Source organism: Streptomyces sp. NPDC001100, assembly GCF_053598575.1.
Window position 1 is genome coordinate 254982 of record NZ_JBSFKO010000009.1, and the last position, 25378, is coordinate 280359.

Below are 25378 nucleotides of genomic sequence, written 5' to 3' on the forward strand. Positions count from 1 at the left end.
CGACGGCTCCGGCCCGCCTTGCCGGCGGGCGGAGCACCGGAGTCGACGACGCGGACAGTGTTCGACGCCGTCCTCGGGCCGGATCAGACTGACGCCAAGGACGCCAAGGACGCCGACATCATCGCCGTCCAGGTCCGCGTCCGCCGCGACCTGCATCCCGTCACCTTGCTGACCGGGTATCAGACCCCAGCTGCCATCCGCCGCATCGGTGCCAACGACTGGACACCTGGCTGCGCAACCGCCACGTCGTTCGCGCCGGCCGGCCGAGACCGCCGTCCAGGCCGCCGAACGGCAGCACATCGAAGTGATCGCCGGCGTGCCCGGCCTGGGAATCAGTCTCGGCGCGGAGTAACTGGCCGCCACCGGCGGCGACATGACCGTCTTCGGCACCGCCGACCGCCTCGCCGGCTTCGGCGGTGTCACGCCGGTTCTACGACCGCAAACGCGCGGAGGGCAAGCGCCACACACTGGCCGTGCTCGCCCCTTGCCCACCCCCGTGTCAATGTCCTCTGAGCCCTCCTGGGCGACGGGAGGTGCTACGAGCCATGGGGTCCGTTGGTCGCAGCCCTGAGACGGTGCGGCAGCGTAGCCTTCCAGCAACTCCCTTGGCCGGGACCGGAGTTACGGCCTGACGCGACGCGCGTGGGAGTCGTGAAGAGTTCTCGCGCGGTTCTGGGGATTCGGTCACGGGAACGGAAGGATCCGGGGGGCTCACTCGGCGCTCGCGAACAGGTCGGGCGCCACTCCAGCGATGGGAGACCGATCAACGATGTTCACTCCGGTGCGGAGCAGAATACGGACGGCCGCGCTCGCGCTCTCGGCCATGACGGCCCTCGCTTTGGGCGCGACCGTCACGACCGGCGCGACAGCGGCCCCCGCTGCCGCGAAACAGGGACCGACCTCGGTGGCGTACGTCGAGGTGAACAACAACAGCATGCTGAACGTCGGCAAGTACACCCTCGCCAACGGCGGCGCCAACGTCTTCGACGTCGCCGTGATCTTCGCGGCGAACATCAACTACGACACGAGCACGAAGGCGGCGACCCTGTACTTCAACGAGAACGTGCAACGCGTCCTCGACAACGCCGCCACCCAGATACGGCCGTTGCAGCAGAAGGGCATCAAGGTCGTCCTCTCGGTGCTCGGCAACCACCAGGGCGCGGGCTTCGCCAACTTCCCGTCCCAGCAGGCGGCTTCGACGTTCGCGAAGCAACTGTCGGACACCGTGACCAAGTACGGCCTCGACGGCATCGACTTCGACGACGAGTACGCCGACTACGGCAACAACGGCACCAGCCAGCCCAACGCCAGTTCGTTCGTGTACCTGGTGTCGGCACTGCGCGCCAACATGCCAATCAAGATCATCAGTCTCTACAACATCGGCCCGGCCGCGTCGCGTCTGTCCTACGGCGGCGTCGACGTCTCGTCCAAGTTCGACTACGCCTGGAACCCGTACTACGGCACCTGGCAGGTCCCCGGCATCGCACTGCCCAAGTCGAAGCTGTCGCCGGCGGCCGTCCAGATCGGCGGGACCTCGCAGAGCACGGCCGCAGCCCTCGCCGCCCGCACGGTCAGTGAGGGGTACGGCGTCTTCATGACGTACAACCTCGACGGCGCCGATCGCAGCGCCGACGTCTCCGCGTTCACCAGGCAGCTGTACGGCAGTGACGCCCACTACACGCCGTAGGCCGACCACACTCCCCGGCGTCCGGAGCTCCCGCGGGGCGTGCCGCATCCCGTAGGGCCGCGCCCCGGACAGGCCGCGCCTTCGACAACGATGTCGGAGGCGCGGTCGATCGCGGCGAGCCGCTTGGCGGCATCCCCAGCCGGACGCGGTGCGGATCGTGACCGGCCCGCCCACCAGCTGTGAACGCCGGCGGCCGGATCGTGCGGGAGGTTCCACCGGCAGACGACGAAACGATGACCTCGCCACTGATGCTCGGCTGGACATGGACGCTCGCGGTGCGGGTACCGGGGGCGACCCGTCACGGCCGGCCCGGGCGCCGTGAAGCAACCCCGGTCCGTCACCCCGGTGCAGCGTCAACCAGCCTGTGGAATGGCCCTGTTGGTGATCCACCCCCGACCCATAGCGTTACCTCATGTGGTCATATGCGGTGTGGGGGCTGATCGGTGCCGCCCTGTACAGATGTCTCATCGTCCGCGCTGCCCTCCTGCGCGACGAAGACCCGTTCACACACCGGTACGGGCGGTGGGACTACCCCGACGGGCCCGGCCCCGGCGCCCTCGTCGCAGGCCTGTGCCTGCACGCGCTCCTGGGTGCGGCGGTCGGCTGTACGGCGGCGACTTGGGCCGGCACGGCGGGAGCGGCGAATACGGTCAGGTCCCTGATCGCGCTGGTCCTGGGGATCGTCACCCCGATCGTGCTCAAGCCGGCCGGCCGGCTCGTGCTCCGGATCCTGATACCCGATGCCCTGGACGGGGGAACGGAGATACGGCTGACCGACCGCCGTTACTGGTACACGCCGCCCGGTCACCCTCCCGTGGCCGCCGACGGACCGTACCCGTGGGCCGACGAACTGGCCCGGCGCATCCGCGCGCAGGAGGTGGCCCGGCCGGTCAACCTGAAAGGCGCCCACCTCAACGGGGCGGACCTGACCGGGGTGGATCTGCCCTGGGTCTACGCGCAACTGGGCACGCTGCCGGGGGTGTGCCTTCGGGAGGCGAACCTGTCCCGGAGCTTCTTCTATGTGGCGAATCTGATCGGCGCCGACCTGACGCGGGCTCGCCTGGACCGCGCGGAACTGGGCTCGGCGAGGCTGGTCCGGGCACGGCTGACAGAGGCCGACCTGACCGGAGCGCACCTGACGCACGCGGACCTGCTGGACGCGGACCTCGCGGGAGCACGGCTGCGCGGAGCGGACCTGGGCGGGGCGGTGCTCGTCCGGGCGAACCTCACCGGTGCCGACCTGACCGGGGCGTGTCTCGAACGGGCCGACCTGACGGGTGCCGACCTGAGCGGCGCGGAGCTGACGGGTGCGAACCTGGCCGGGGCGCTGTGGACCTCGGAGACCGTCTGGCCCGTCGGGCCGGCCGCCCGGATGCGGGACGATTCGGAGCAGCTCTTCGATGACGTGTACCGCGTGCACGGCTGGTCGCCCGAGTCCTACAAGTCCAAGGAGAAGAGTCAACCTCCTTTCTTCCAACGGCTGTTGATCGCCTTCTGCGATGCCGCCCCGGTGTTCCGGCCGCTCCGCGCCGGTGACGTCGGCCACGGCAAGGAGACGCGGGCCGTCCGGCCCGCCAGACCCGTCGGGCGGGACAGCCTCAGGAGTGCGCTGAAGTCCGGCACGACCGTTTCCCTGTCAGGCGCGCAGCTGCACGGTATCGATCTCGTGGGCGTGAGCCTCGCCGGAACGGACCTCAGCCGGGCCGACCTCACGAAAGCGATCCTGACGGGCGCCGACCTGAGCCGGACCGACCTGACCCGGACACGTCTGACGCAGGCGAACCTGTCGGGAGCCAACCTGAAAGGCGCGAACCTGGCCGGAGCGAACACCGTGAGCGCGGACGTGACGGGGGCGATCCTTACCGGCGCGAACCTGGCCGACGTCTATCTGGTGGGCGCGAAACTTTCCGGCGCCCGCCTGACCCGTACGAACCTGACCGGCGCCCTGTTCTCGGGAACGAAGTTGACCGCGGCCGACCTGACCGACTCCGACCTCACCGATATCGCCCTGGACAAGGCGGATCTGCGCGGCGCGAAGCTCCTGCGGGCCCAGTTGACCTCCGCCAACCTGAGCGAGGCCGACCTGACCAAGGCCATCCTCACCGAAGCCGACCTGACCCACGCCCATCTCTTCGCCGCGGACTTCTCCCAGGCCCAGATGATCAGGGCCAGGCTCACTCTGGCCTTTCTGTACAAAGCGAAGCTGACAGGCACCGATCTCACCCACGCGGACCTGGCCGGAGCCGAGCTGACCGAGGCGCGCCTCAGAGGCGCCAAGCTGGTCGGAGCCCGGCTGCGCGGCGCGGACCTGACCGGGGCCGACCTGAGCGGAGCCCGCACCGACGGCGCCGACTTCGCGGAGGCGGTCTGGTCCAGCACGACCAAGTGGCCCGGCACGATCGCCGGCACGATCCGGGACCGCTCCGAAACCGCCCCCGACGGCACCTTCCGCGTACGCACCACCACCCCCGGCAAGCACCACTCCCCCAGCGCGGGAACCTCCGAACCGTAGACCGGTGGTCCATTGGGCGAGGTCGGACAGGAGGAAGGCGACGGTGGCGCCGACGTCCTCGGGCCGGCCGTGGCGCGGCGCCGGGGTGGTCGCGAGGATCGTGTCGCGGAACTCTTCGGGCAGGTTGCGTTCGGTCTGCTCGGTCATGACCAGGCCGGGGGCCACCCCGTTGCGGCGCACGCCGTCCTTGCCGTAGCGGCGGGCGACGTGGCGGGTGAGTGCGCCGATGCCGGCCTTGGTCGCCGAGTAGGCGACCTTGTCGGGCATCCCGGCGTAGACCGCGCCGGACGGGGTGTTGACCACGGATCCGCCGCCGGCGGCGACCATGTGGGGCAGCGCGTGCTTGAGCGTGCGAAGGCTTCCGGTGAGGTTGACGTCGATCGTGCGCTGCCACGCGGCGAGGTCGATGCCTGTCACGTCAGTGTCCTTGGCGACCTCGTCCTGGGCCGTTCCCCGCCACCATGGAAGGCGCGGTCCCCAAGCGGTGGCCGAAGGGCTTCACCCCGCACTTCCCGGAGCCCACCGGCAGCCCGGTCGGCCCCTGGGACCGCAGCTACCCTCTGACCTCTGACCTCTGACCTCTGACCTCTGACCTCTGACCTCTGACCTCTGACGGCCGTCCGCTGGGCGCATACCAGCTCCTGAACCTCCCTCCACCTGGCGAAGACGGTGACCGGCCCTGAGCAGATCATGGGAGCGGGCTGGACTTCGAACGCCGCTGAACAGCTGCCGCCGCATCGCACTGGGCCGGTCGCTGGCGAATTCTCGACACCTCGCCTGCTCGGTGGCTTTGCAGCGGAACGCCCCCATCACCTGCCGCCGCCCAGGCATGGAGACTGTTGTGTGATCGTGGCGGCGCAGTGTCCTTGCCCGAGCCGGCCCTGGACATCGACCTCGGACAGCGTCATGCAAGGGCTGCCGCGCAACCACATCGGGCTACCTGCTCAAACACTCGCTCGCATCATCAGGTTCCGCAGCGCTCCAGCCGTGGCATCGACCGACCTGAACTCGCCCGCCGATCCGGCCAGCCTGACGGGATACCACGAGCGGTCCCACATGAACGGAGACTTCCGAGCCCTGTCGGGGCAGACACCACGAGAACTGCTCGACATCATGCGCCGAACACCGGCACGGCACGGCGGCGGACACATCCAAGCCCTCAACGACTTCGGTCTCCGCGACCCGGCAGGGCGGCGCCCCACATGACGGACGCCTTCCCTGAACTGCCGTTCCCACAGGATGAGTTGGCCGCTCACCTACCGGGGTCAAGTCGCTGGGCGAGGTCGTGGGCCATGGCGCTGGTGAGGTCTCCGTCGTAAGCGCCGACGATCTCGACACGGCCCACGGTGACCGAGTGGGCCACGCTGGGGGCGTCCCAGAGTTTGCCGTCCACGACAATGGCGAACTGGTTGCGCGGGGCCGGGGCCGACGCGAGGGAGCCGGTCAGCGTGGCGAAACGGGTCCGGTCGGCGGGCGTGAGGGTCACCTCCACCCGCCAGCTGCCGTCGACGGTGCCCTTCTCGGCCTTCGCCGCGGAGACGCGGACGTCGCTCATGCCGCCGGCCGGGTCGGCGTGAATGCACATCGCCGAGTGGGTCTCGGTGCGGTGCACGGTATAGCCGCCGCCGGCCGGGGTGCAGGCCCGCTCCGTCGCCGAGGTGACCGGCAGGAGAGAAATCGTGGCCGCCTTTGTGACGCCTCGTCCTTCGGCGGGCTGCACCACGTGGGCGCGCGGCAGGTCGTCGTCCGCGACAGCCACCCAGGCGGTGGCAACCGCCGCGGCGAGGGCGACCCCGACACCGGCGCGCGTCAGCCGCTGCCGCCGCCGGGCGACCCGCAACGCGCCGTCGGCCAGGCCGACGAGATGGCCGTCGGCATCGCCGTCGCACTCCCGGAGATGGGTGTGCAAGGTGTCGTGCAGCAACGTTTCGTGCAGCAGCTCCTCGGTCGAGTCGTTCACGCGGTCACGCCCCTTCCGGAGGCATTGGAGGAGGCGGACGGCCTTGCCTCGGCCAGGGTGGTGCGGAGCGTGACGAGGGCCTTGTGGGTCTGGCTGCGGACCGTGCCCGGGGAGACGCCCAGGATCGCGGCGATCTCGCTGTCGGGCCGGTCCTCGAAGTAGCGCAGCACGATCACCGCACGCTGACGCTTGGGCAGCCGCCGCAGCGCGGTCATGATGTCCTGTCGCTGGACGACGGCGTCGGCCAAGTTGGCGCCCTGTGCGGACGGCTGGTCCGGCAGGGAGTCCGTGACCGTCTCCCGCCCCCAGCTGAGCAACCGGAAGCGATCCACCTGGGCGTGGTAGAGCGCGCGGCGCACATAGATCTCCGGCTGTTCGCGGTCGCGGAGCTTGGACCAGCGTCGGGCCGTGGAGGCCAGCGCGGTCTGGAGCAGGTCCCGGCCCTGTTCCCAGTCCCCGGTCAGCAGGTAGGCCGTGTGCAGCAGCGATCTCGACCGCGCCGCCACGAACTCGCGGAACTGGCGTTCCTCGTCGGCGTTCAATGCGCCCTCCCTCGTTCCCCCGTAAAGACGGGTACGGACACGCAAACGACTGCCCTGCCCCACCCACTTTCTCCGCCTCGTCCACCGAACAGCAACGCCGAAGGCCTTGGAAGGACGCGGGCAGGCCAGGCCGTGGAGGGAGGAACCCGAAGCCGGAGGCGAAGGACTTCAGGCCGAGCGAACAGGCGGGATCCGTAGCACGATCCGTTGTCGGCGAGCTGTCGGCGGGGCATGATCCGATGTCCGCCGCCGTCGGGAATGTTGCCGAGCTTTCTGATATCGACGTGGACCGGTTCGCCGGGACGTGATCGTTCGTAGCGTCGGATGGTCCGACCGGTGGGCCGGTCCATCCAGTGCAGCTGGTTCAAACCGTGGCGGGTCAGAACACGGTGGACCGTCGAGCTTGGTATGCCAAGGATCGGGCCGATCCATGCAGGGCCGAGCTTGCGGTCGCGCCGTAGCTCGCAGATGCGACTTGGAGCCGTCTGCCGTGGATGGTCAGCCGGGCATGGGGTGGGGCACGGGAATCCTCTGGGATGGTGCGGAATCTGTTGCAGAGCCTGGGTTCGTGCCCGAGGCCGCCGATCTGGTGATCGACTCCGGTGATCGACGTCCTCGGGCGACAGAGGATGAGCCTTTGCGGGCGGTGAGTCAGGCCGGGGCTGTCTTCGGGCCCCTGGATCTATTCGGCCCAGGCATGCTCCAGCTGGGTGCGGAAGGTGGCGGGCTTTCGCCCGATCAGCTCGGCCAGCGTCGAGGCGACGGCGGTGAACTCGCCGTTCCGCGCAGCTGCGAAGATGCTCAGCATCAGGTCGGCGATCGGGGCCGGGGCGCCGTGCGCCAGGACCTGCTCGCGGAAGGCGTCGTCGGGGACGACACTGCGGGTGAAGGGCCGTCCGGTGACTCGGGTCGCGATCTCTGCGACGCTGCCGAAGTCAAGTGCCGCCGAGGCGGTGAGCGGCGGTGTGGGCCCCTCGAAGCGGCCCTCCTCGGCAAGGATCGCCGCGGTGGCCTCGGCGAGGTCGTCGTGGCCGGTCCAGGCGACGGGACCGTCGGCGGGGAGGGCGATGTCGCCGGTGCGGCGGGCGGACTCCAGAAACTGCACGGCGCTGGAAGCGTAGAAGCCGTTGCGCAGCGCGGTCCAGGGCAGGCCGGTGGCGCGCATCAGGTCCTCGGTCCGGGCGTGGTCGCGGCATGCCTGGAAGCGGGAGTCGTGGGCGGCGCCCATCTGACTGGTGTAGAGGATGCGGCCGACGCCGGCCTTCACGGCGGCGTCGATGGCGGTGCGGTGGCCGGTGACGCACTCCTCGCCAATGCGGTCGAGGGAGACGAGGAGCAGTTGCTCGGCCCCCTCGAAGGCATGCACGAGCGAGGCGGGGTCGTCGAAGCTGCCCTGCCGGACGCGGACGCCGCGGTCGGCGAGGTCCTGTGCCTTGCGGGGGTCGCGGACGCTGACGCCGACACGGTCGGCGGGGACGCGCCGCAGAAGGCATTCGACGGTGCGGCGGCCGAGCTTTCCGGTGGCTCCGGTCACGATGATCATTGGGTTCTCCCAGCGATGTTTCCAGTGGAATCGCTTCAACGGTAACACTGGAAATTCCGATGGAACCAAATCTTCGATATCGTTGGTTCATGGCTAGACGCGACTCCACCGACAGCCCTCGTCGCCGCATCGTCGAGGCGGCGGTCGAGCTGCTGGAGAAGAGCGGCCCCGACGCGGTGAGCACCCGCGCGGTCGCCGCCGCCGCCGGAATGCAGCCGCCGGCGATCTACCGCCTGTTCGGCGACAAGGAGGGGCTGCTGGAAGCGGTCGCCGAGCACGGTTACGGGCAGTTCCTGCAGAGCAAGCGCGCGCAGCTCGACCTCGCCCCCGAGGACCCGGTGGAGGAGCTGCGCCGCGGTTGGGACTTGGTCGTGGAGTTCGGGGTCTCGCGCCCCGAACTGTTCGCGGTGATGAACAGGGCCACCGGTCGGGGCGCGGACAGGGCACACCGTGCGGGCCTGGAGATCCTCTACGGCCGGGTCCGCCGACTGGCGGCCGGGGGGTGGCTGCGGGTCGACGAGGAACTGGCCGCCCAGATCATCCAGGCCACCGGGCAGGGCGCGGTCATCACCTGGCACTCCACTCCCGAGGACCGACGCAATCCAGAGCTGCTGGCCATCCTCCGCGAGTCCATGGTCGCCGCCATCACCCGCGTCGAACCGACGGTCCCCACCACGGAGACCGGCCCTGCCGCGGCGGCACGCGCACTGCGCGCGGCTCTCCCCGACGACACCGATGTCCTGAGCAACGCCGAGCAGCACCTGCTGCGCGAGTGGCTCACACGCCTGGCATCGGACGGCGGCGCTCCGCATACCTGATCGCACGTCAGGAGCCCTCGCGCAGGTCAGACCTCCGAGGAGATCGTTTGAGGAAACGGCGGCCGGTGAGGCGGCGGGCGGTGCGACTCCCACGTTCCGGTGCTTGTCCCTGTCGGACTCGATGCTTGGCGCGCTCGCCTCCGGCCGGAGCACCACCGAGATCGCCGAACCTGCGACAACGACCGGCCGCGCGGTGCCCCGCGCGCGCCGCAACCCGGCCTCGCCGACCTCGACCCGCCGGTCGAACGCGTCCGCGCCGCCGGCCCGAGCATCACCCTGGACATCGACGGCGACCTCACCTCGCTGTCACCCGGCCTCCAGCTCGCCGTCTACCGCATCGTCCAGGAAGCTCTCACCAACACCCTCAAGTACGCCGCCGCCGACACCGCCAGCAGCGTCCGGGTGACCGTCGGGCCCGGCACGATCCACATCGACGTCGAGGACACCGGCCCCTTCCGCGAGCCCCGCTCCCGGAGGCGGAGCACCGGAAGCGGCCGCGGCCTGATCGGCATGCGCGAACGCGCGGCCATCTACCCGGGCCAGGTCACCGCCAGACCGAACCGCAAAGGCGGCTGGAGCGTCCACGCCCGCCTCCTGACCACCCCGCCCGCCCCCTGAGCTCACGGCCCCCTCCCCCAGGAGCAGGAGGTACCCCCATCCACGACGGGAACGGAGAACCCCGCGCATGACCACCGTGCTCACCCTGCTCGCCCGCGGCGACACCAACGCCGGCATCGCCACCCGCCTCGCCATGCGCGAGAGCACCGTCAAGGCCCACGTCAGCCGTGTCCTGAGCGCGCTGGAAGTCACCAACCGCGTCCAGGCCGCCATCCTGGCCCCGACGCGGGACTCACAGCGTGACAAAGGACCTCGTCTTGCGTGCCCCGGGCCTCCGGGCAACCCGCCGCGAAGGGAGCAACGGTCACCTCGGCACGCCGACGGGCATGCTCAGGCGCGGTGACGGCCGGCGGCCGCCCCGCGGCGAGGCTGCTCGATGAGGCGACCACCACGCCTGTCGTCCCGGTCGTCGGACAGAACGCCCCCTACGAAAATCGGGAGTCGGCGTGGCAGACGGTGGAACCGAACGCCGAGTCGGTCCGCCGGCGACGGGACACCGTCGCAGACACGCTCGGACGGCAATCCCCCGAGGTGAGGCAGGTACTCCCGCACTCGAAGGACGATCCGACCGCCTTCGCCCGCCTTCGCCTCCCCGAAGGCTGCACGGACTCCGTCCAGACCAGCCACGACACCGCCGAACTCCCCACGGCGACATCGTCACAAGGGACATGACCATCTGCCGCCCCCGCATTCGATCCAGCGTGCAGCCGCCTGGCCGCCCCTGAAGAGATGACAGAACTCCTATCGCCAGAGGCAGTTCCGGAGAGGAGCGGCCCGGTCCAGCTCGCCCGGATGCAGGGCCTTCCGCCATGGCGCGCGGTGGTGCGACCGGGATCCACCAAGAACCGGCCGAGCAGGACATGCAGTCGAGTCATCCTATGAATCTCTCCAACTTCCTTCTCCGTCCGCACCGTTGACAGTGTCGCGGCCCCAATCAATCATCAGACATCCGAGGAATTGGAGCCGCTCATGAGTACGTATCCGAGACGTCAGGTCCTGGGCGCCGCGGCCGGAGTCGCCGCAGCAGCAACCCTTCCCCTCACTTCGGCCACCGCCGCACACGCCGCCGAACTCGTCGCCACCGCGACCGGACCGTGGGTCCCCGTCCCCGAGCCGGTCCCCGTCCCGCTCGACGGCCTCTACGACAACGACGGCATCGACACCGCCTCCGCGCGCGGCGGCGACTTCGACGGTTCGGGCTACACCTTCCCGGGCGAGGAACTCCCCACCGGCCGCGTCGAGGTCGACGGCATCCCCTTCCTCTTCCCCTCCTCGGCCGCAGGCGCCAAGAACAACGTCGTCGCGATGGGCCAGCGCATCGAACTGCCCCAGGGCCGCTACCTGTCGGCCGTCTTCCTCACCTCGGGCAGCTACGGGAACGCCTCCGGCAACGCCACCGTCCACTACGCCGACGGCTCCACCACGACCGCCGGCCTCGGCGGCGCCGACTGGTACGCGGCCGGCGGCTCGCTCTCCGCCCCGTACCGCTACCAGCCGGACGGCACCAAGGACCAGCACAGCGTGGGCATCGGCACCTCGGAGGTCTGGCTCGACCCGCAACGCGAGGCGGTCGCCCTCACCCTCCCCGCGACCAACCCGGCCGAGGCAGGCAAGACCTCCCTGCACGTCTTCGCCCTCTCCCTCCAACCCGCCGCCCAGGGAAGGGCGTTGGCCCTGCGCGACGCCCACTCCACGAACTCGCTGCTGGAGTCGTCCGGCGCACAGAGCGTGGAGGCGACGGTCGTGAACGCCGGTACGGTCGCGATCCTCGCGAGCGACGGGGTGTCCGTGCGTGTCGACGCCGAGGGTGCCCGTACGGTCGAGCCCGCCCGTGTCCGGCGCCTGGACCCCGGTGAACAGGCCCGCGTCCGCGTCGGCATCCGCAGCGGTGCCGCGCCCGGCACCGTGCGGGACGGCACGGTGACCGTGACCGGGCGCGGATCCCAAGCAGCGGTCTCCCACGAGCAGTTGACCCTCGGCGTCGCCGACTACCGGCCCACCGGGACCTCCCTCGCCGGCCACCAGGCGCCGTACTGGTTCCAGGGCGCCAAGTTCGGCATCTTCATCCACTGGGGCGTGTACTCGGTGCCCGCCTGGGCGCCGGTCGGCAAGCAGTACGCCGAGTGGTACTGGGACCAGATGCAGGACCCGAACAACCCGACGTACGCCTACCACCGGGACACCTACGGCGAGGACTTCGCGTACGACGACTTCATCCCGCGCTTCACCGCCGAGAAGTTCGATCCGCGGGCCTGGGTGGAACTGTTCCGGGACGCGGGCGCCCAGTACCACGTGCTCACCTCGAAGCACCACGAGGGTTTCGCGCTGTGGGACACCAAGGTCTCCGACCGCAACGCCGTGAAGATGGGCCCGAAGAGGGACCTGGTCAAGGAACTCTTCGACGCCTCGCGCCGTCACACCCCCGAACTCCACCGCGGGCTCTACTTCTCGATGCCGGAGTGGTTCAACCCCGACAGCCCGTGGATGGGCCACGCCCCGCGCAATCCGTACACCCTTCAGCCGCTGCCGTACACCGGATACACCGCGGGCAAGGACTTCGTGACGGAGTATCAGGCCCCGCAGATGCTCGAACTGATCCACGGCTACGACCCCGAGCTCATCTGGTGCGACATCGGCGGCGCCAACGACAGCCTCGATGTGCTGGCGGAGTACTTCAACCACGCCAAGAACCGCCGCCGTCCGATCGACGTGACCGTCAACGACCGTTCGGGGATCGCCTTCCACGACTTCACCACGCCCGAGTACACGACGTACGAGAACACGGTCGTCGCCAAGTGGGAGTCCAGCCGGGGCCTCGACCCGTTCAGCTACGGCTACAACCGGGCGACCCCCGACGACGGCTACATGACGGCCGAAGAGATCGTGCGCAACCTCGTCGACATCGTGTCGAAGAACGGCAACTTCCTTCTCGACATCGGACCTCGGGCCGACGGCACGATCCCCGAGATCATGCAGACCCGGCTGCGCGAGACCGGCCGCTGGCTGCGCGTCAACGGCGAGGCGATCTACGACACGACCTACTGGTCGAGGATGGCCCAGCTCGGCGACGACCTGAGGTTCACGGTCCGCCCCGACGAGGCCTTCTACATCCACTCGCTGGCCGAACCGGGCGCGAAGCTCACCGTCGAAGCGCCGATCCCGATCCGCAGCGGCGACAAGGTGACGATGCTCGGCCACGGCCGCCCCTTGACATGGACCCTCGGTAACGGGGCGCTGGTGATCGACGTCCCCGAGGCCGCACGCAGGGCGGGGCAGCACGCGTGGGTGTTCAAAGTGCACTGGGGTGCCTGAGACCTGACGGACACCCGAGCACGACCGGTGGTCGCGACGGCATGACGCCGTTCGCGCCACCGGCGGCCACAGGTCCGACAAGGCAGGGGCGCAGTCGTCACGGAAACGCGGTCACACCGCCTGGCGTGCTCAGGGACACCAGGCGGTGGACCTGGACCGGCCGACGATCCGAACCGGTCGTCGTGGTGGCCCGTCGGGTCGGCCGACTCCGCCGGGGCGGTGGCATTCCTGCCCTGCCGCCGTCCCCTGCTTTCGTGGGCGGGGCAACGTCGCAGAACGACGGATCCGATACGACACCTGAGCTCCTACCGTCGAACCCATGAACGGCTGGAATTCGGCACACCGCCACGCCCGGACACCGTGACCGCACGGCCGTACCCGATCGGCAGGCCGCGCCCGCACCAGATCCCGCCCATGGCTCCACACCCCGAAACACCCATCGCGGGTACCCCCTGGGGGTACCACGAGCCGCCACTCCGCCTGGAACGGAAGTTCCAGGCGGAGTACGTGCCCGCCACCGACCGTGACACCGAACGAGACGCTGCCGCCGGGAGCCACCCGGAGCCCGGCCCGCAGCCCATGAACGCGTCTGATCACCGCCCAGGCGACCGAGGCGGCCCAGAGCGCGGCCACCACCCAACTCACCCCCGCCATCGCGACGTTCGACAAGAACATCGCCCGCGCCGACCCGGCTCACACCCAAGCCGAACACCCGGTCGGCCGCCCGGTCGCTCTCGCGAGATCGTCGAACGCGAGGAGTCTTTCGAGGTCTCCGCCACCGTCGACCTCGGATGTCCGACACAGAGCCGACAAGTGGTCACGCTTTGCCCTTCCGGCTGTGCCGAGCGCACGGATATGAGCAAAATCCGTAGAAGCAGTGCAGGTTTCGAGAGGACAACATGGTGCAGCTGCGCTTACTCGGCCCAGTCGAGATCGCCGTGACCGACGGAAGGGCGGACACCGGTCCGCCGCAACGACGCACCGTGCTCGCCGCGTTGGCCGTGGACGCGGGGCGTCCGGTGGGGACCGACGTCCTGATCAGCCGGGTCTGGGGACCCAACCCCCCAGAAGGTGCCCGGCGTTCGGTCCATGCGCACATCACCCGGATTCGTCATGTCTGTGCCCGGCTCGACGACGCGTCCGGCGAAGGACTGCGGCTCGGTCGCCGGTCGGACGGATACGTCCTGGAGGCCGACCGGCATCAGGTCGATGTGCACCACTTCCACCACCTGGTCGGCCGGGCCCACGACGTCGGCGTGCCGGACACCGCACGGGTGTCCCTTCTCGGCGAGGCACTCGGTCTGTGGCGCGGCGAACCGCTGAGTGGGCTGGACGGCCCGTGGGTCGAACAGATGCGCCAGGCATGGCGGCGTGATCGGGTGGACGCGACCATCGAGTGGGCCCGGATCCAGGCACGGCTCGGTGCCTCCGCTGCGACGATCGGCCCGTTGTCCGCGCTCCTCGACGATTTCCCCCTGGTCGAGCCGCTGGCCGAGGAACTGATGCGGGCCCTGCACGCCACCGGCCGGGACGCCGAGGCCCTGCTGTGCTACGCCTCCATGCAACGGCGTCTGGCGGAGGAACTCGGTACGGACCCCGGTACGGCGCTGCGCGGAGTTCACCAGGCGATCCTGCGCGGGGACCTGCCCGGACCGACCGCTCCCCCGCGACCCGCGCCGCCGGAACGTTCCAGGCCGCCGCGGGGAGTGGCGCCCGCACAACTGCCCGTCGCAGTACGCGGTTTCACCGGCCGACACGAGGAACTCGCGAGGCTGGACGGGTTCCTCGCGACTGCGCACCCCTCGGCACCTGTGGTGATCTCAGCCGTGTCGGGCAGCGCGGGTGTGGGCAAGACCACGCTGGCCGTGCACTGGGCGCACCGGGTACGGGAGTTCTTCCCCGACGGTCAGCTCTATGTCAACCTTCGGGGCTTCGATCCCGGAGGAGCGGTCGGTGACCCGGCGGAGGCGGTGCGCGGCTTCCTGGACGCCTTTGCCGTACCGCCCGCCCGCATCCCTCCGAGACTGGAGGCCCAGGCGGCGCTCTACCGGAGTCTGCTGGCCGACCGGCGGATGCTGATCGTGCTCGACAACGCGAGGGATGCCGAGCAGGTCCGGCCGCTGCTGCCCGGTGCACCCGGCTGCCTGGTCGTGGTCACCAGCCGTAACCGGCTCACCAGCCTGGCCGCCGCCGAGGGCGCTCATCTGCTCGCCCTGGACGTGCTGTCCCCGGACGAGTCCCGGTCCCTGCTGGCCGACCGGCTCGACGCCGACCGTCTCGCCGCCGAACCCGCCGCCGTCGCGGAGATCGTGGCCCGTTGCGCGGGCCTGCCGCTGGCTCTCGCCGTCCTTGCCGCTCGGGCCGCCGCCGAGCCCCACATCCCGCTCTCCACCCTCGCCGACGAACTGCGCGAGACCGGCAGCCGTCTGGACGCACTCGACGGCGGTGATCCAGCCACGCGGGTACGGGCCGTGTTCTCCTGGTCCTACGACGCCCTCAGCCCCGGTGCCGCACGGCTCTACCGACAGCTCGGGCTGCATCCCGGACCCGACATCTCGGCCGAGGCCGCCGCGAGCCTGGCCGCCGTGGCACCCACGCGGATTCGCATCCTGCTCGCCGAACTGACACGTACGCATCTGCTCACCGAACACCTGCCGGGCCGCTATTCCCTGCACGACCTGCTCCGCGCCTACGCCGGCGAACTCGCCCGCGCCGAGGACAGCGACGCCGACCGCCACCAGGCCACTCATCGCGTGCTCGACCACTACCTGCACACCGCGCTCCGGGCGCAAAGCCTTCTCGGACCACCGGCGGACCGGATTGTCCCCTCCCCGGCCCAGCCCGGCGTCGCCCCCGAGGAACCGACCGACCGCGACGAGGCCATGGCGTGGTTCAGCGCCGAGCATCCGGTGCTGCTCGCCGCCCTCCAGCAAGCGGTCCAGGACGGCTTCGACACGCACGTCTGGCAGCTCGCGGCGGCGCTGACGCCCTACCACCAGCGGCAGGTGCTCTGGTCCGACTGGGCCGCCACCCACACGGCCGGGCTGGCCGCCGGTCGCCGACTGGCCGACGTAGCGGCGGAGGCCTGCGCCCACCGCAACATGGGCAACGCCGAATCGGCCCTCGGCCGTCCCGCGGAAGCCCGCGCCCACCTCGAACGCGCCGCGGACCTGTATCGGCAACTCGGTGAGCCGTCGGGCACGGCGCACACCCATCTCGCGCTGGGCAAAGTCCTGGCCCAACAGGGTCACCTCGCCGAGGGACTGGAACACTCACGGCAGGCCGTGCAGGGATTCCGCGCCGCCGGAGACCGTGCCTGGGAGGCACTGGCACTGAACAACGTCGGCTGGGACCACGCGGAGATGGGCGAGTACCGGCATGCCATCACCTACTGCGAGGAGGCACTGACCCTGGTGAAAGACACCGGCCACGTCTCCGGAGAGGCTCACACCTGGGACTCCCTCGGATACGCCCACCACCACCTCGGCGAACACAGCGAGGCCGCCACCTGCTACGAAAGAGCCGTGGCGCTCTTCCACGACATCGGAGACCGCTACTACGAGGCGGACATCCTCGCCCACCTCGGCGACACCCACCACGCGGCCCGGAATCCCGAAGCCGCCCGCGAAGCCTGGACCCTGTCCCTGGCGCTCTTCGAGGAACTCGATCACCCGGATGCCGCGCCGCTGCGAGCCAGGCTCCACCATCATCTCGGCCTGGATCCGTCAGACACGGTGCTGCCTGCACGCAGCTGACCACTCATCACCTATCGGCACTCCAGCGGTAGTTCATCGTTCCCGCGGGTCAGGGGCGTTCTTTCGAGCAAGCGAGCTGACGGCACCTCAGGTCTCGACAAAGGCGACCGAGTCGCGCGAGGCGATATTCCGGCGAACCGGGGTAGCCGCCAGACACCCAGCGGTTGGACGCTCACGCTTCAAGGAGAACGATGCTCACACTCACGTCCCGGCGTCTGCGCGGCACCGCGCGTCGGGTCTTCGGCTGGCAGCAGTTGCGTCCGGCCCAACTGACCGCGATGAAGGCCGTGATGAAGGGGCGTGACGTACTCGCCGTCATGCCGACCGGCGCGGGCAAGTCCGCCGTGTACCAGGTGCCCGCGGTCCTGCTCGGCGGTCCGGTCGTGGTCGTCTCGCCGCTGATCGCGCTTCAGCGGGACCAGATGCAGAGCCTGCTCGGATCCGGCGCGCTGCGCACCGCCGCCATCAACTCCGCGCAGCGCCAGAGCGACAACGAGACGGCATGGGCCCGCATCAGTTCCTCCTCGGTCGACGTGATCTTCCTCGCTCCCGAGCAGCTCGCCAAGACGGATGTCACCGACCGGCTCGCCGCCGTCCGCCCCCGGCTGCTGGTGGTGGACGAAGCACACTGCGTGTCGTCCTGGGGGCACGATTTCCGGCCGGACTACCTGCGCCTGCGGCACGCGCGGGAGCGGCTCGGCAATCCGCCGGTGCTCGCCCTGACCGCGAACGCGGCGGCCCCGGTACGACGCGACATCGCCGAACGTCTCGGTATGAACGACCCGGTGGAGATAGTGGCCGGCTTCGACCGTCCCAACATCCACCTGGAAGTGTCCGCCTTTCAGGACGCAGCTGCCAAGGAGCGGTTCGTCGTGGAACGGGCGGCCGTCGAGGAGAAGCCGGGGATTCTGTACGCGGGGACGCGGAAGGCGGCGGACAGCTACGCGGAGCAGTTGAGCGGCCTCGGGCTCTCCGCCGCCGGCTATCACGCGGGCCTCTCCCCCACCGAACGCCGGCAGACCCAGGACCGGTTCAGCTCCGGTGACCTCGACGTGGTCGTGGCGACCTCGGCGTTCGGGATGGGCATCGACAAGGCGAACGTACGGTTCGTGCTGCACGCGTCCGTCCCCGGCTCGCTCGACGCCTACTACCAGGAGATAGGCCGGGCCGGCCGCGACGGCGCACCGGCCAGGGCGATCCTCGCCTACCGCCCGCAGGACCTGGGTCTGCAACGCTTCTTCGCCTCCGGCGCTCCCGACGCCGACGCACTGCGCCGCGTCGCCGAGCGCCTGCGCGGCGACAGGGGCGCCGTGAGCGCAACCGGGCTCCGAGCCGACTGCGAACTCAGTGCGACGGCACTGTCCTCCGTGCTGAACCTGCTGGAGGAAGCCGGCGCCGTCCGTACCGGACGGGACGGCAGCCGCTTCACCGGCGCGCTCGGTGCCTCCGCGGAGGACGACGTCGACGCCGCGGTGCAGAGCGCACTCGCCGTCCACGCCACGCACCTCAAGCTCGAACAGTCCCGGGTCGACATGATGCGCGGGTACGCCGAGACGACCGACTGCCGACGGCGGTTCCTCCTTGGATACTTCGGCGACTCCGTGCCCGTCCCGTGCGCGGCCTGCGACAACTGCATGGCGGCCGCGGTCAAGCCTGCGGACGGGCCGAGGCGTGGACGGTCCGGGGACGCCGGACATCCGTACAAGGCGACCGCACGGCGCCGCCGGTGGCCCCGGGCCGGTGCGCGCGCGGGCGCCGCTGCCGGTACCGTCCGGGCGGCGGAGACGGCCACACGCTCCACCGGGGACGAGCACGCCTACCTGCCGGGCGTCCGCGTGCAGCATGACCAGTGGGGCCAGGGCGAGGTCATGAGCGAGGGCGACGGCAAGATCACCATCTTGTTCACGTCGGTCGGCTACCGCACCCTGTCGCTGGCCGTGGTGACGGACAAGCAGTTGCTCGTCGCACTGCCCGACGCACCGCGCTGACGCCGGACCCCCGAGTTCCGGGCGTCGGGAGTCGGCCCTGCGCCCTGCTCACTGGAACTCGTCGTTTTCGGGGCTCTCCGAAATCGCCTCGGCGGGACCGGAAGAAGTCTCCATGGCCAGCCCCCGGACCGGCTTCATCACCTACGCAGGTCACCGGCGGCAGCGCGGCCTCCTTCGGCTCGGTGGATGCCGAGGGAGCCGGTTCGGTGTGGAGGATTCCTCTCGCGCACCGGGCAACCCACGTCACTGATCGGATGTGCAGCCCCTCGTACACAGTCGGCCAAATTTCAACTGTGTCGGCCCGTGTTACTGGCGTATCAATGGGGATCGTAAGTTCTGACGGACCGTCACATTCGATCCCCCGCAGTGTGCCCGCACCCACCCGGCCCGGGATCGCCATCCCACACATGGCACTCCCACCAACGGGAAGGGAACACGATCCCCATGAACCGCTTAGCCACCGGTGCGGCACTCACAGCTGGTGTCATCGCCGCCACGACGCTGGCCTTCGCGCCCTCCGCGTCCGCCGCCGTCACCCCGACCTCCGCCACCATCACCGCCTCCTGCGGAATCTTCGGGGGCGGCACGGCCACGTTGACCGCGACCCAGGTCAGCAGCACTTCAGCCACCATCACCCTCAGTTCCACCGCCATCACCACGCCGCTCGCCCTGTCGGCGAACTCCATCAGCTCCACGCTCACCATGACCAACTCCACCGGCGCCAACCGGGTGTTCAGCGGGACCGTAAACCCGGCCATACCCGCGGGCGGTGCGGTCAAGGTCGGCCCGCTTCCCGGCACCGTGGCCGTCGGCGACAGCCTGGACTTCTACCAGGGCTCGCTGAAGATGGTGATCTTCGGCATCTCCGTCACCTGTACGTCGAACGCCGCACAGTCGCCCGGGCCCTTCGTCTTCAGCTGAGCCTGTCGTGCGTGAGTGACTCCTTCCCGATGCCGCAGGAACCGACTCATCCGACGATCTGTCATGTTCCTGCGGCATCGCCACCGACTCCCAGGAGCTGTTGAACCCGCGCCTGCGGAGTTCCGAACCGTCGCTCCGGGCGGACGCCGCCCTACCCGCACCGGGATCAGACCCGGGCAGGCTTCCGCCCGGGCGATGCCGTACCGGCCACAGGATTCCGCGAGCGCCGCGTACAACGCGTAGGCCCCCGAAAACACCGGGCTTCCTGCCGACCCGGCCGGCACTCCCAGGCGCAAACCGACGCCGCTTCGCATCTCCTTCTACGACATCCCAGCCGGATAGCAATGACAGCGCAGAATTTCCAGGGCCATGTCCGAAGTGGCCGCTTCTTCGACGTTCGTCACGCGGACGTGGGAGGTGTCCAACGCTGGCCGGTGCTGCCCGTACAGGTGGCGATGGTCAACTGGGTCCTGTTCGTGGCGCCGTTGCTCGCATCGGTCAGGCACAGGCCGGAGGCCGGGTTGACGATCTCGCCGGCCGAGTTCGCCTTCCACTGCTCGGCCTGGGTGCCGTTGCAGGTGTGCAGTTGGACCCTCGTACCGGAGGTCGTCGCGCCGTCCGTCACGTCCATGCAGTCGTTGAGCACCTGGAGGGTGTCGTCCGGGGCGGCCTTCCAGGTCTGCGCGGTGGTGCCGTTGCAGGTGTAGATCTGGATGGCGGTGCCGTTCGAGGTGCCCGAACCCGCGTCGTCGGCGCACTTGCCGGTGGCGGTCTCGATGAACGGCCCGCTGGGCTGGGCCACTCCGGTGCCCGCGGTGCCGTCGTAGGACGGCGGTGCGGCCGAACTGGCCGCCGCCCAGGCGGTGTTGGCGGACGAGGAGAGGGCGAAGTCCAGCTCCGCGGAGCTGCCGACGTACGAGGCCGGTACGTACGCCTTGTTCCAGGAGCCGCCGTTGAGGCTCAGCGACTGGACGTACGGCGAACCGTCCGCCGCCGCTGGGGCGTTGACCGTGAGCGTGTGGCCGCCTGCCGTGACGACCGCGGAGGTGAACATCGGGCTGCCGATGGCCAGGTCGGCGGTGCCCGGGATCTCCGGGTAGAGACCGAGGGCCGACCACACGTACCAGGAACTCATCTCACCGAGGTCGTCATTGCCGGGCAGACCGCCCGCGGTGTTGGTCCACAGCTGGTCCTGGACCGCCCGCACGGTGGACTGGGTCTTGTACGGCTCGCCCACCCAGTCGTACTCCCAGGGCAGCCCGATACTCGGCTCGTTGCCCATGTTGGACTGGGTGCCGATGACGCTGCCCAGGCCCTGGAAGCCGCCGAGCACGCTGTCCAGGTACGACGCCAGGGACGAGGAGCCGCCCTCCAGAGAGGCCAGCCCGGCGAGGTTGAAGGGGATCATCGGCGTGTAGGTGAAGGCGTCGCCCTCGGCGAAGTCGTTGCTCGACGTGCCGGTGATCAGCTTGGCGTTGAAGCCGTCCATCCAGCGGCCGTTGGAGTGCCGGGGCTGGATGTAGCCGGAGGAGGAGTTGTAGATGTTCTCCCAGTCCTGTGCCCGGTCCTGGAATTTCTTCTGCGTCGCGGTGTCACCGAGGGCGCCCGCGAACACCGACAGCGCGAAGTCGTCGGTGTCGTACTCCAGTTGGGTCGAGGTGGTGGCGTACTCGTGGCAGCAGCCGTAGAGCGAGTTGGTGGGCAGGTAGCCGAAGGAGTCCAGGTATGTCACGCCGGGGGTGACGTCGGTGTCGGTCGTCTGTTCCTTGACCATGGCGGACAGGGCCGTCGACGTGTCGAAGTCGCGGGCGCCGAAGGCGTAGTAGGCGGCGAGCAGCGGTACGGCGGAGTCGCCCACCATGATGTGCGTCTCGCTGGTCTCCATGCCCCACTTGGTGAGCGTGCCGCCCTGCTGGTAGTCGTCGACGACCGACTGCGCCATGTCGGAGGCGGCCGACGGGTCGAGCAGCGCGGTGAGTTGGGCCTGCGAACGGTAGGTGTCCCAGGTGGAGAAGTCGGCGTACTTCGCCGCGTGCCCGCTGCCCACCGTGTGCACCGCACCGTCGAAGCCCCGGTAGGAGCCGTCGGCGTCGCTGATGACGGCGGGGAAGAGCGAGGCGTGGTAGAGCGCGGTGTAGAAGACGTCCTGCTGGTCGGACGTTCCGCCGGTGACGGCGATCTTCGACAGCTCGGTACTCCACGCCGCAGACGCCGCCGACCTGACGGCGGCGAAGGTTTTTCCGGTCACCTCTGCGTCCCGGTTGGCCGAGGCCTCCGCCACCGAGGTGTAGGAGATGCCGACCCGGGCCTCCACCGTCCTGCTGCTCGTGGTGTCGAACGTCAGGTACTCGCCGCCGGTGAAGGTGCCGGTGGCGGTGAAGGGGTGGTCGAAGGTGATCGCGTAGTAGAGCGTGACCGGGGTGGTGTCCTCGCAGAAGCCGGTGCTGGTGATCGACCCGGTCACCGTGTCCCCGCCGGACAGGCCGAGCGTCGAGGAGGCGTACGGCGTCTGGGTGTCCCGCACCTTGAGGAGCAGGCTCGCCCGGGTGGAGGACGGGAAGGTGAACTGGCCGATCCCGGCGTGCGTGGTGGTCGTCAGCGCCACGGTCGTGCTGTTGCCCAGGCCGACCGAGTAAGTGCCGGGCGACGCCGTCTCGTTGGAGTGCGAGAAGGACTCAGTCGTGGACGCCGGGTCCGAGCCGAGGGAGCCGACCACTGGCAGGATCGGCAGGTCCCCGGCCGCGTCGCAGCCGACTCCGGAGACATGGGTGAGGCTGAAGCCCGAGACGGCCGAGTCGGCGTAGTTGTAGCCGCCGCCCTTCGGACGTGACGTGGTGTCGGGGGACCACTGGAGCATGCCGTGCGGCACGTCGGCGCCGGGGAAGGTGTTCCCGGCGCTGAAGTCGCCGTTGCCACCGGTGCCGATGTAGGGGTTGACCCGTGACACGGGATCGGTCCCGGTTGCCGCCCGTGCCGTACCGGCCGGCTGACCGGACACGGAGAGCGCCAGCGTCGCGGCCCCGACGGCCAGGACACGCAGCAGCGCGCGGGGGCGCAGGGCGTCAGCCACGGGTGAGCACCTCGCCGAGCACACCGTCCACAGACGCGGTGATCCATTCGCCGGAGATGTACGAGGCCTTGCCCACGGCGAGTTGGGCGACCCGCGCCTGGGCGTCGGCCGGCGACGGGGCGGAGGAACTGAACGCGGGCGGGACGTCGTAGGCGTCGGTGACGACCGTCGGACGGTGGACGGACAGGAGCGCAGCCCTCGGTCGCCGATGGAGCATGCCCATGTCAGATCCTTCCGTGCACTGCCCGGTGGTCGCGCAGAGCCTAGACAAGGCAGGTGTCCATCCGCTACGCCCGGGTAACAAGTTGCCGTCGCTGCAACGACGTACGAGCCGTGATGCGGAACAGACCTCATGCGGTTCGCCGCACTGGGGCGCACACACCCGGGACCGAACGCCGCGCTGTTCATCCAACGCCCGGGCAGCACCGCGCCCGGAGATCGACACCCGTTGCAACTCGCCAAGTACCGTTCTTTACCGCCCTGTTGACTCTGATTGCCGCACAACTCGTAGGCACAACAGGCCCGTTGTCAGTGGCTGCCGGTACGTTTTGCAGGTGTCGCGGCCTGCAAGGCCGCGCCACGCACATCTCGACCGGTCACACCGGTGCACCCCGAACGACGTAGGGACACGCATGGAACCCGCATTCGCCGACTTCTCCACCAACCCGGCCCAGCTCTCGAACGCCGTGGTCACCCACCACCGTTGCGGCATCGCTTCCTCACACCTCGCGCTGGGTCCCGGTGGTCACATCAAGGTGGACTTCACGGTCGACGGGCGGGAGGAGAGCGACGAGTCCGTCGTCACGGTGACCGTTCTCGGTGCGAGCGCTCCGATGGACGTCCTCCTCAACGGCAAGGCCCTCGCGGAGCGGTTGGCGATACCGGCGGACGGGCCGCACAGCGACCCGCAGGACATCGTCCTCAGTGCACCGGGGGAACTCCTGTCCACCGGTGCCAACGTTCTCGAAGTACGCAGCCCGGAAGGCTCGGACACACTGCTGCGGCTGCGCGCCGTCACCGTGGTTCCCGCACACGAACGGGACCAGGCGGAGCGCGCCAGGGCGGCCCGGGCGGCCCACCGGTCCGTCATCGCCTTCAGTGCCGAGGTCCGTGCCCCCGGCGCCACCGCCTGGCAGCCCGCGCCCCGACTGCTCGTCCACATCGACATGGGCGAGCGTGCCATGCCCACGCACCTCGCGTGGCGGGGGGCGGACGGCTCGGAGGCGGCGGTCGGGCTGCGCGCGGACCAGACCGGTTTCCTGGGACACCGCAGGACCGCCGACGGCGCGGTCACCGAGTACCGCGGCTCGCTCGCCGACCGCTGGGCCTACCCCGAGGGCACGGCCGCGGCCCGGCTGCACCGGTTCTCCACCGAGGAGGGGCATGGCGGCACCTGGTCCCCCTCCGGCGAGCTGCGGTTGCTGCTCGACGACGGAGGGGCGCCGGTGGAGCGCGTGTCCTGGACCGACCGGCGAGGCACCAGCGCCTCGGTCGCTCTGAGCTCCGCCGACAGGCCAGATGTGCGGAAACCCACCGGTGAACTGCGGGACATCACGCGTACGGTGGTCGGCATCGAAGCGAGCGACGAGTTCGAGGCGGCGGGCGAGATCGCGGAGAACCTGCTCAGCAAGTCCCGGAGCAAATGGCTGGGGGACGGTGACTCCGCCGTGCTGGACTTCACCCTTGCGCACCCTGCCGCCGTCACCGTCTACCGGCTGACCTCGGCGAACGACGCCCCCGAGCGGGATCCGGAGGAGTGGGAACTCCAGGGATCGCACGACGGTGGCCACTGGACGACCGTGGACTCCCGCACCCGCGAACACTTCAGGCAGCGATACGAGACGAAGGAGTACGCCGTCGTCTCCCCCGCGTCCTACGCCCACTACCGTCTGAGCATCACCGACAACCACGGCTCCGAGCAGACCCAGCTTTCCCGGATCCAGTTCCTGACCGACGAGTCCGCCGCCGGACCGGCGCAGGGCGCCGCCGACTTCACCGGCTACCGCACCTCGCTCGGGGGCGACCCCGTCGGATACCGGGGTACGACCGTTCCCGGCCCCTGGTCAGACACCCCCGGCGGGCAGGAAGGCCAGGAAGCAGGGCAAGCCCTGCAGAACCTCCTCGCCGGCGACCTGGGCGAGACGGCCCGCGGCCTGGACGACGCCGCCCGCCTCATCGGCAAGCTGGCGGCATACCTGCAGAATTCCTGAAGCGCCGGCGCCGCACCGGCGAGTCCGAGGAATCGCCGTCGCCACCGTGGCCGATTGACCAGGCCACGGGCAGCGGGTGCAGCGCGCCAGGCCGACGCTGCGCTGCTGGGCCGAGCGGCGCAGCGTCGGCCACCGCGTTCCGCCTCACGGCCGTAGGCGATGGCACTCTTGCCACTGGAATTGGCGCCGCGACTGCCATCACCCTGCGGATCCCCGACACCACGGCCAACATCTACAGCCACCTCACCCAGCAGGCTGCCCGCGAAGCCGTCGACACCATCCGGCAGAGCCTCACCCGGGCAGAACAGAAAGCCGGCCGTCAGGCCCGGCTGGAGCAACTGCGATCACCACGCGACCACATCCGACGACTCCGCGAATCCCTCAAGCGACTCCGCTCCCCCACCCCGCCCGGCTCCCGAACCGGCCCGGCACCCGGCCTGCG

At 70.0% G+C, this 25378-nt stretch carries 15 protein-coding genes and 4 pseudogenes; 12 read left to right on the forward strand and 7 right to left on the reverse strand.

From position 1 onward, the window contains the following. From ACWDEW_RS16110 to ACWDEW_RS16120, 3 genes and pseudogenes are all read left to right on the forward strand, one after another. Positions 1-513, forward strand: a pseudogene (locus ACWDEW_RS16110) (hypothetical protein); the annotation flags it as partial. Positions 514-769: 256 nt separating this feature from the next. Continuing rightward, entirely contained in the window at positions 770-1687 is a 918-nt protein-coding gene (locus ACWDEW_RS16115; protein WP_450513304.1) for an endo-beta-N-acetylglucosaminidase H, read from the forward strand. A 412-nt stretch (positions 1688-2099) separates the two neighbouring features. Next, positions 2100-4199, forward strand: coding sequence for a pentapeptide repeat-containing protein (locus tag ACWDEW_RS16120; RefSeq protein ID WP_450513306.1), 2100 nt, complete (start codon positions 2100-2102; stop codon positions 4197-4199). A gap of 12 nt (positions 4200-4211) precedes the next feature. Here ACWDEW_RS16120 and ACWDEW_RS16125 read toward each other — a convergent pair. Beyond that, positions 4212-4616 (reverse strand): annotated as a pseudogene (locus ACWDEW_RS16125) (SDR family NAD(P)-dependent oxidoreductase); the annotation flags it as partial. Positions 4617-5186: 570 nt separating this feature from the next. Between ACWDEW_RS16125 and ACWDEW_RS16130 the strand changes: the two are divergent. After that, a complete protein-coding gene (locus tag ACWDEW_RS16130) occupies positions 5187-5405 on the forward strand; it encodes a hypothetical protein (RefSeq protein WP_450513308.1) in 219 nt (72 codons plus the stop codon). 46 nt (positions 5406-5451) lie between these two features. Here the strand turns inward: ACWDEW_RS16130 and ACWDEW_RS16135 are convergent, their stop codons facing one another. The 4 genes and pseudogenes from ACWDEW_RS16135 to ACWDEW_RS16150 all read right to left on the reverse strand — a co-directional run bounded on the left by ACWDEW_RS16135 (position 5452) and on the right by ACWDEW_RS16150 (position 8244). Further along, on the reverse strand, positions 5452-6159 hold the full coding sequence (locus ACWDEW_RS16135; protein ID WP_450513310.1) for a SecDF P1 head subdomain-containing protein: 708 nt from the start codon (positions 6157-6159) through the stop codon (positions 5452-5454). Continuing rightward, the gene (locus ACWDEW_RS16140) at positions 6156-6701 is read right to left on the reverse strand and encodes a SigE family RNA polymerase sigma factor (protein ID WP_450513312.1); all 546 of its coding nucleotides are present in this window, start codon (positions 6699-6701) and stop codon (positions 6156-6158) included. Before ACWDEW_RS16140 ends, ACWDEW_RS16135 begins: the two co-directional genes overlap by 4 nt. Positions 6702-6907: 206 nt before the next feature. Further along, positions 6908-7225: pseudogene (locus tag ACWDEW_RS16145) on the reverse strand (IS481 family transposase); the annotation flags it as partial. 158 nt (positions 7226-7383) lie between these two features. Beyond that, positions 7384-8244 carry an SDR family oxidoreductase gene (locus tag ACWDEW_RS16150; protein ID WP_450513314.1) on the reverse strand — a complete coding sequence of 287 codons (861 nt, stop codon included), beginning with the start codon at positions 8242-8244 and terminating at the stop codon, positions 7384-7386. Positions 8245-8333: 89 nt separating this feature from the next. On the opposite strand from ACWDEW_RS16150, the gene ACWDEW_RS16155 reads away from it, so the two are divergent. The 7 genes and pseudogenes from ACWDEW_RS16155 (at position 8334) to ACWDEW_RS16185 (ending at position 19656) form a co-directional block, all read left to right on the forward strand. Continuing rightward, positions 8334-9062 (forward strand): TetR/AcrR family transcriptional regulator, encoded by a 729-nt coding sequence (locus ACWDEW_RS16155; RefSeq protein ID WP_450513316.1) that lies wholly within the window; start codon positions 8334-8336, stop codon positions 9060-9062. A 99-nt stretch (positions 9063-9161) separates the two neighbouring features. Continuing rightward, on the forward strand, positions 9162-9680 hold the full coding sequence (locus tag ACWDEW_RS16160) for a sensor histidine kinase (RefSeq protein ID WP_450513318.1): 519 nt from the start codon (positions 9162-9164) through the stop codon (positions 9678-9680). 43 nt (positions 9681-9723) lie between these two features. After that, a pseudogene (locus ACWDEW_RS16165) lies at positions 9724-9923 on the forward strand (response regulator transcription factor); the annotation flags it as partial. Positions 9924-10649: 726 nt separating this feature from the next. Further along, a complete protein-coding gene (locus ACWDEW_RS16170; RefSeq protein ID WP_450513320.1) occupies positions 10650-12992 on the forward strand; it encodes an alpha-L-fucosidase in 2343 nt (780 codons plus the stop codon). 938 nt (positions 12993-13930) lie between these two features. After that, positions 13931-16747: a BTAD domain-containing putative transcriptional regulator gene (locus tag ACWDEW_RS16175; RefSeq protein ID WP_450513322.1), complete on the forward strand. Its 2817-nt coding sequence runs from the start codon at positions 13931-13933 to the stop codon at positions 16745-16747. A 191-nt stretch (positions 16748-16938) separates the two neighbouring features. Then, positions 16939-18735: a RecQ family ATP-dependent DNA helicase gene (locus ACWDEW_RS16180; protein ID WP_450513324.1), complete on the forward strand. Its 1797-nt coding sequence runs from the start codon at positions 16939-16941 to the stop codon at positions 18733-18735. A 444-nt stretch (positions 18736-19179) separates the two neighbouring features. Then, the gene (locus tag ACWDEW_RS16185; protein WP_450513326.1) at positions 19180-19656 is read left to right on the forward strand and encodes a hypothetical protein; all 477 of its coding nucleotides are present in this window, start codon (positions 19180-19182) and stop codon (positions 19654-19656) included. A 400-nt stretch (positions 19657-20056) separates the two neighbouring features. On the opposite strand, the gene ACWDEW_RS16190 is transcribed toward ACWDEW_RS16185, so the two are convergent. Further along, positions 20057-22726: a lectin gene (locus ACWDEW_RS16190; protein ID WP_450513328.1), complete on the reverse strand. Its 2670-nt coding sequence runs from the start codon at positions 22724-22726 to the stop codon at positions 20057-20059. Further along, positions 22719-22949: a hypothetical protein gene (locus ACWDEW_RS16195; RefSeq protein WP_450513330.1), complete on the reverse strand. Its 231-nt coding sequence runs from the start codon at positions 22947-22949 to the stop codon at positions 22719-22721. The genes ACWDEW_RS16190 and ACWDEW_RS16195 overlap by 8 nt, the downstream gene beginning before the upstream one ends. A 409-nt stretch (positions 22950-23358) precedes the next feature. Here ACWDEW_RS16195 and ACWDEW_RS16200 point away from each other — a divergent pair, with 409 nt between their 5' ends. Beyond that, positions 23359-24936 carry an alpha-1,2-mannosidase gene (locus ACWDEW_RS16200; protein WP_450513332.1) on the forward strand — a complete coding sequence of 526 codons (1578 nt, stop codon included), beginning with the start codon at positions 23359-23361 and terminating at the stop codon, positions 24934-24936. Positions 24937-25378: the final 442 nt, after the last annotated feature.

Coding starts and splice junctions, on each gene's coding strand:
- ACWDEW_RS16115 (WP_450513304.1), top strand. CDS start 770: ATGTTCACTCCGGTGCGGAGCAGAATACGGACGGCCGCGCTCGCGCTC.
- ACWDEW_RS16155 (WP_450513316.1), top strand. CDS start 8,334: ATGGCTAGACGCGACTCCACCGACAGCCCTCGTCGCCGCATCGTCGAG.
- ACWDEW_RS16180 (WP_450513324.1), top strand. CDS start 16,939: ATGCTCACACTCACGTCCCGGCGTCTGCGCGGCACCGCGCGTCGGGTC.
- ACWDEW_RS16150 (WP_450513314.1), bottom strand. CDS start 8,244: ATGATCATCGTGACCGGAGCCACCGGAAAGCTCGGCCGCCGCACCGTC.
- ACWDEW_RS16170 (WP_450513320.1), top strand. CDS start 10,650: ATGAGTACGTATCCGAGACGTCAGGTCCTGGGCGCCGCGGCCGGAGTC.
- ACWDEW_RS16200 (WP_450513332.1), top strand. CDS start 23,359: ATGGAACCCGCATTCGCCGACTTCTCCACCAACCCGGCCCAGCTCTCG.
- ACWDEW_RS16185 (WP_450513326.1), top strand. CDS start 19,180: ATGAACCGCTTAGCCACCGGTGCGGCACTCACAGCTGGTGTCATCGCC.
- ACWDEW_RS16195 (WP_450513330.1), bottom strand. CDS start 22,949: ATGGGCATGCTCCATCGGCGACCGAGGGCTGCGCTCCTGTCCGTCCAC.
- ACWDEW_RS16120 (WP_450513306.1), top strand. CDS start 2,100: ATGTGGTCATATGCGGTGTGGGGGCTGATCGGTGCCGCCCTGTACAGA.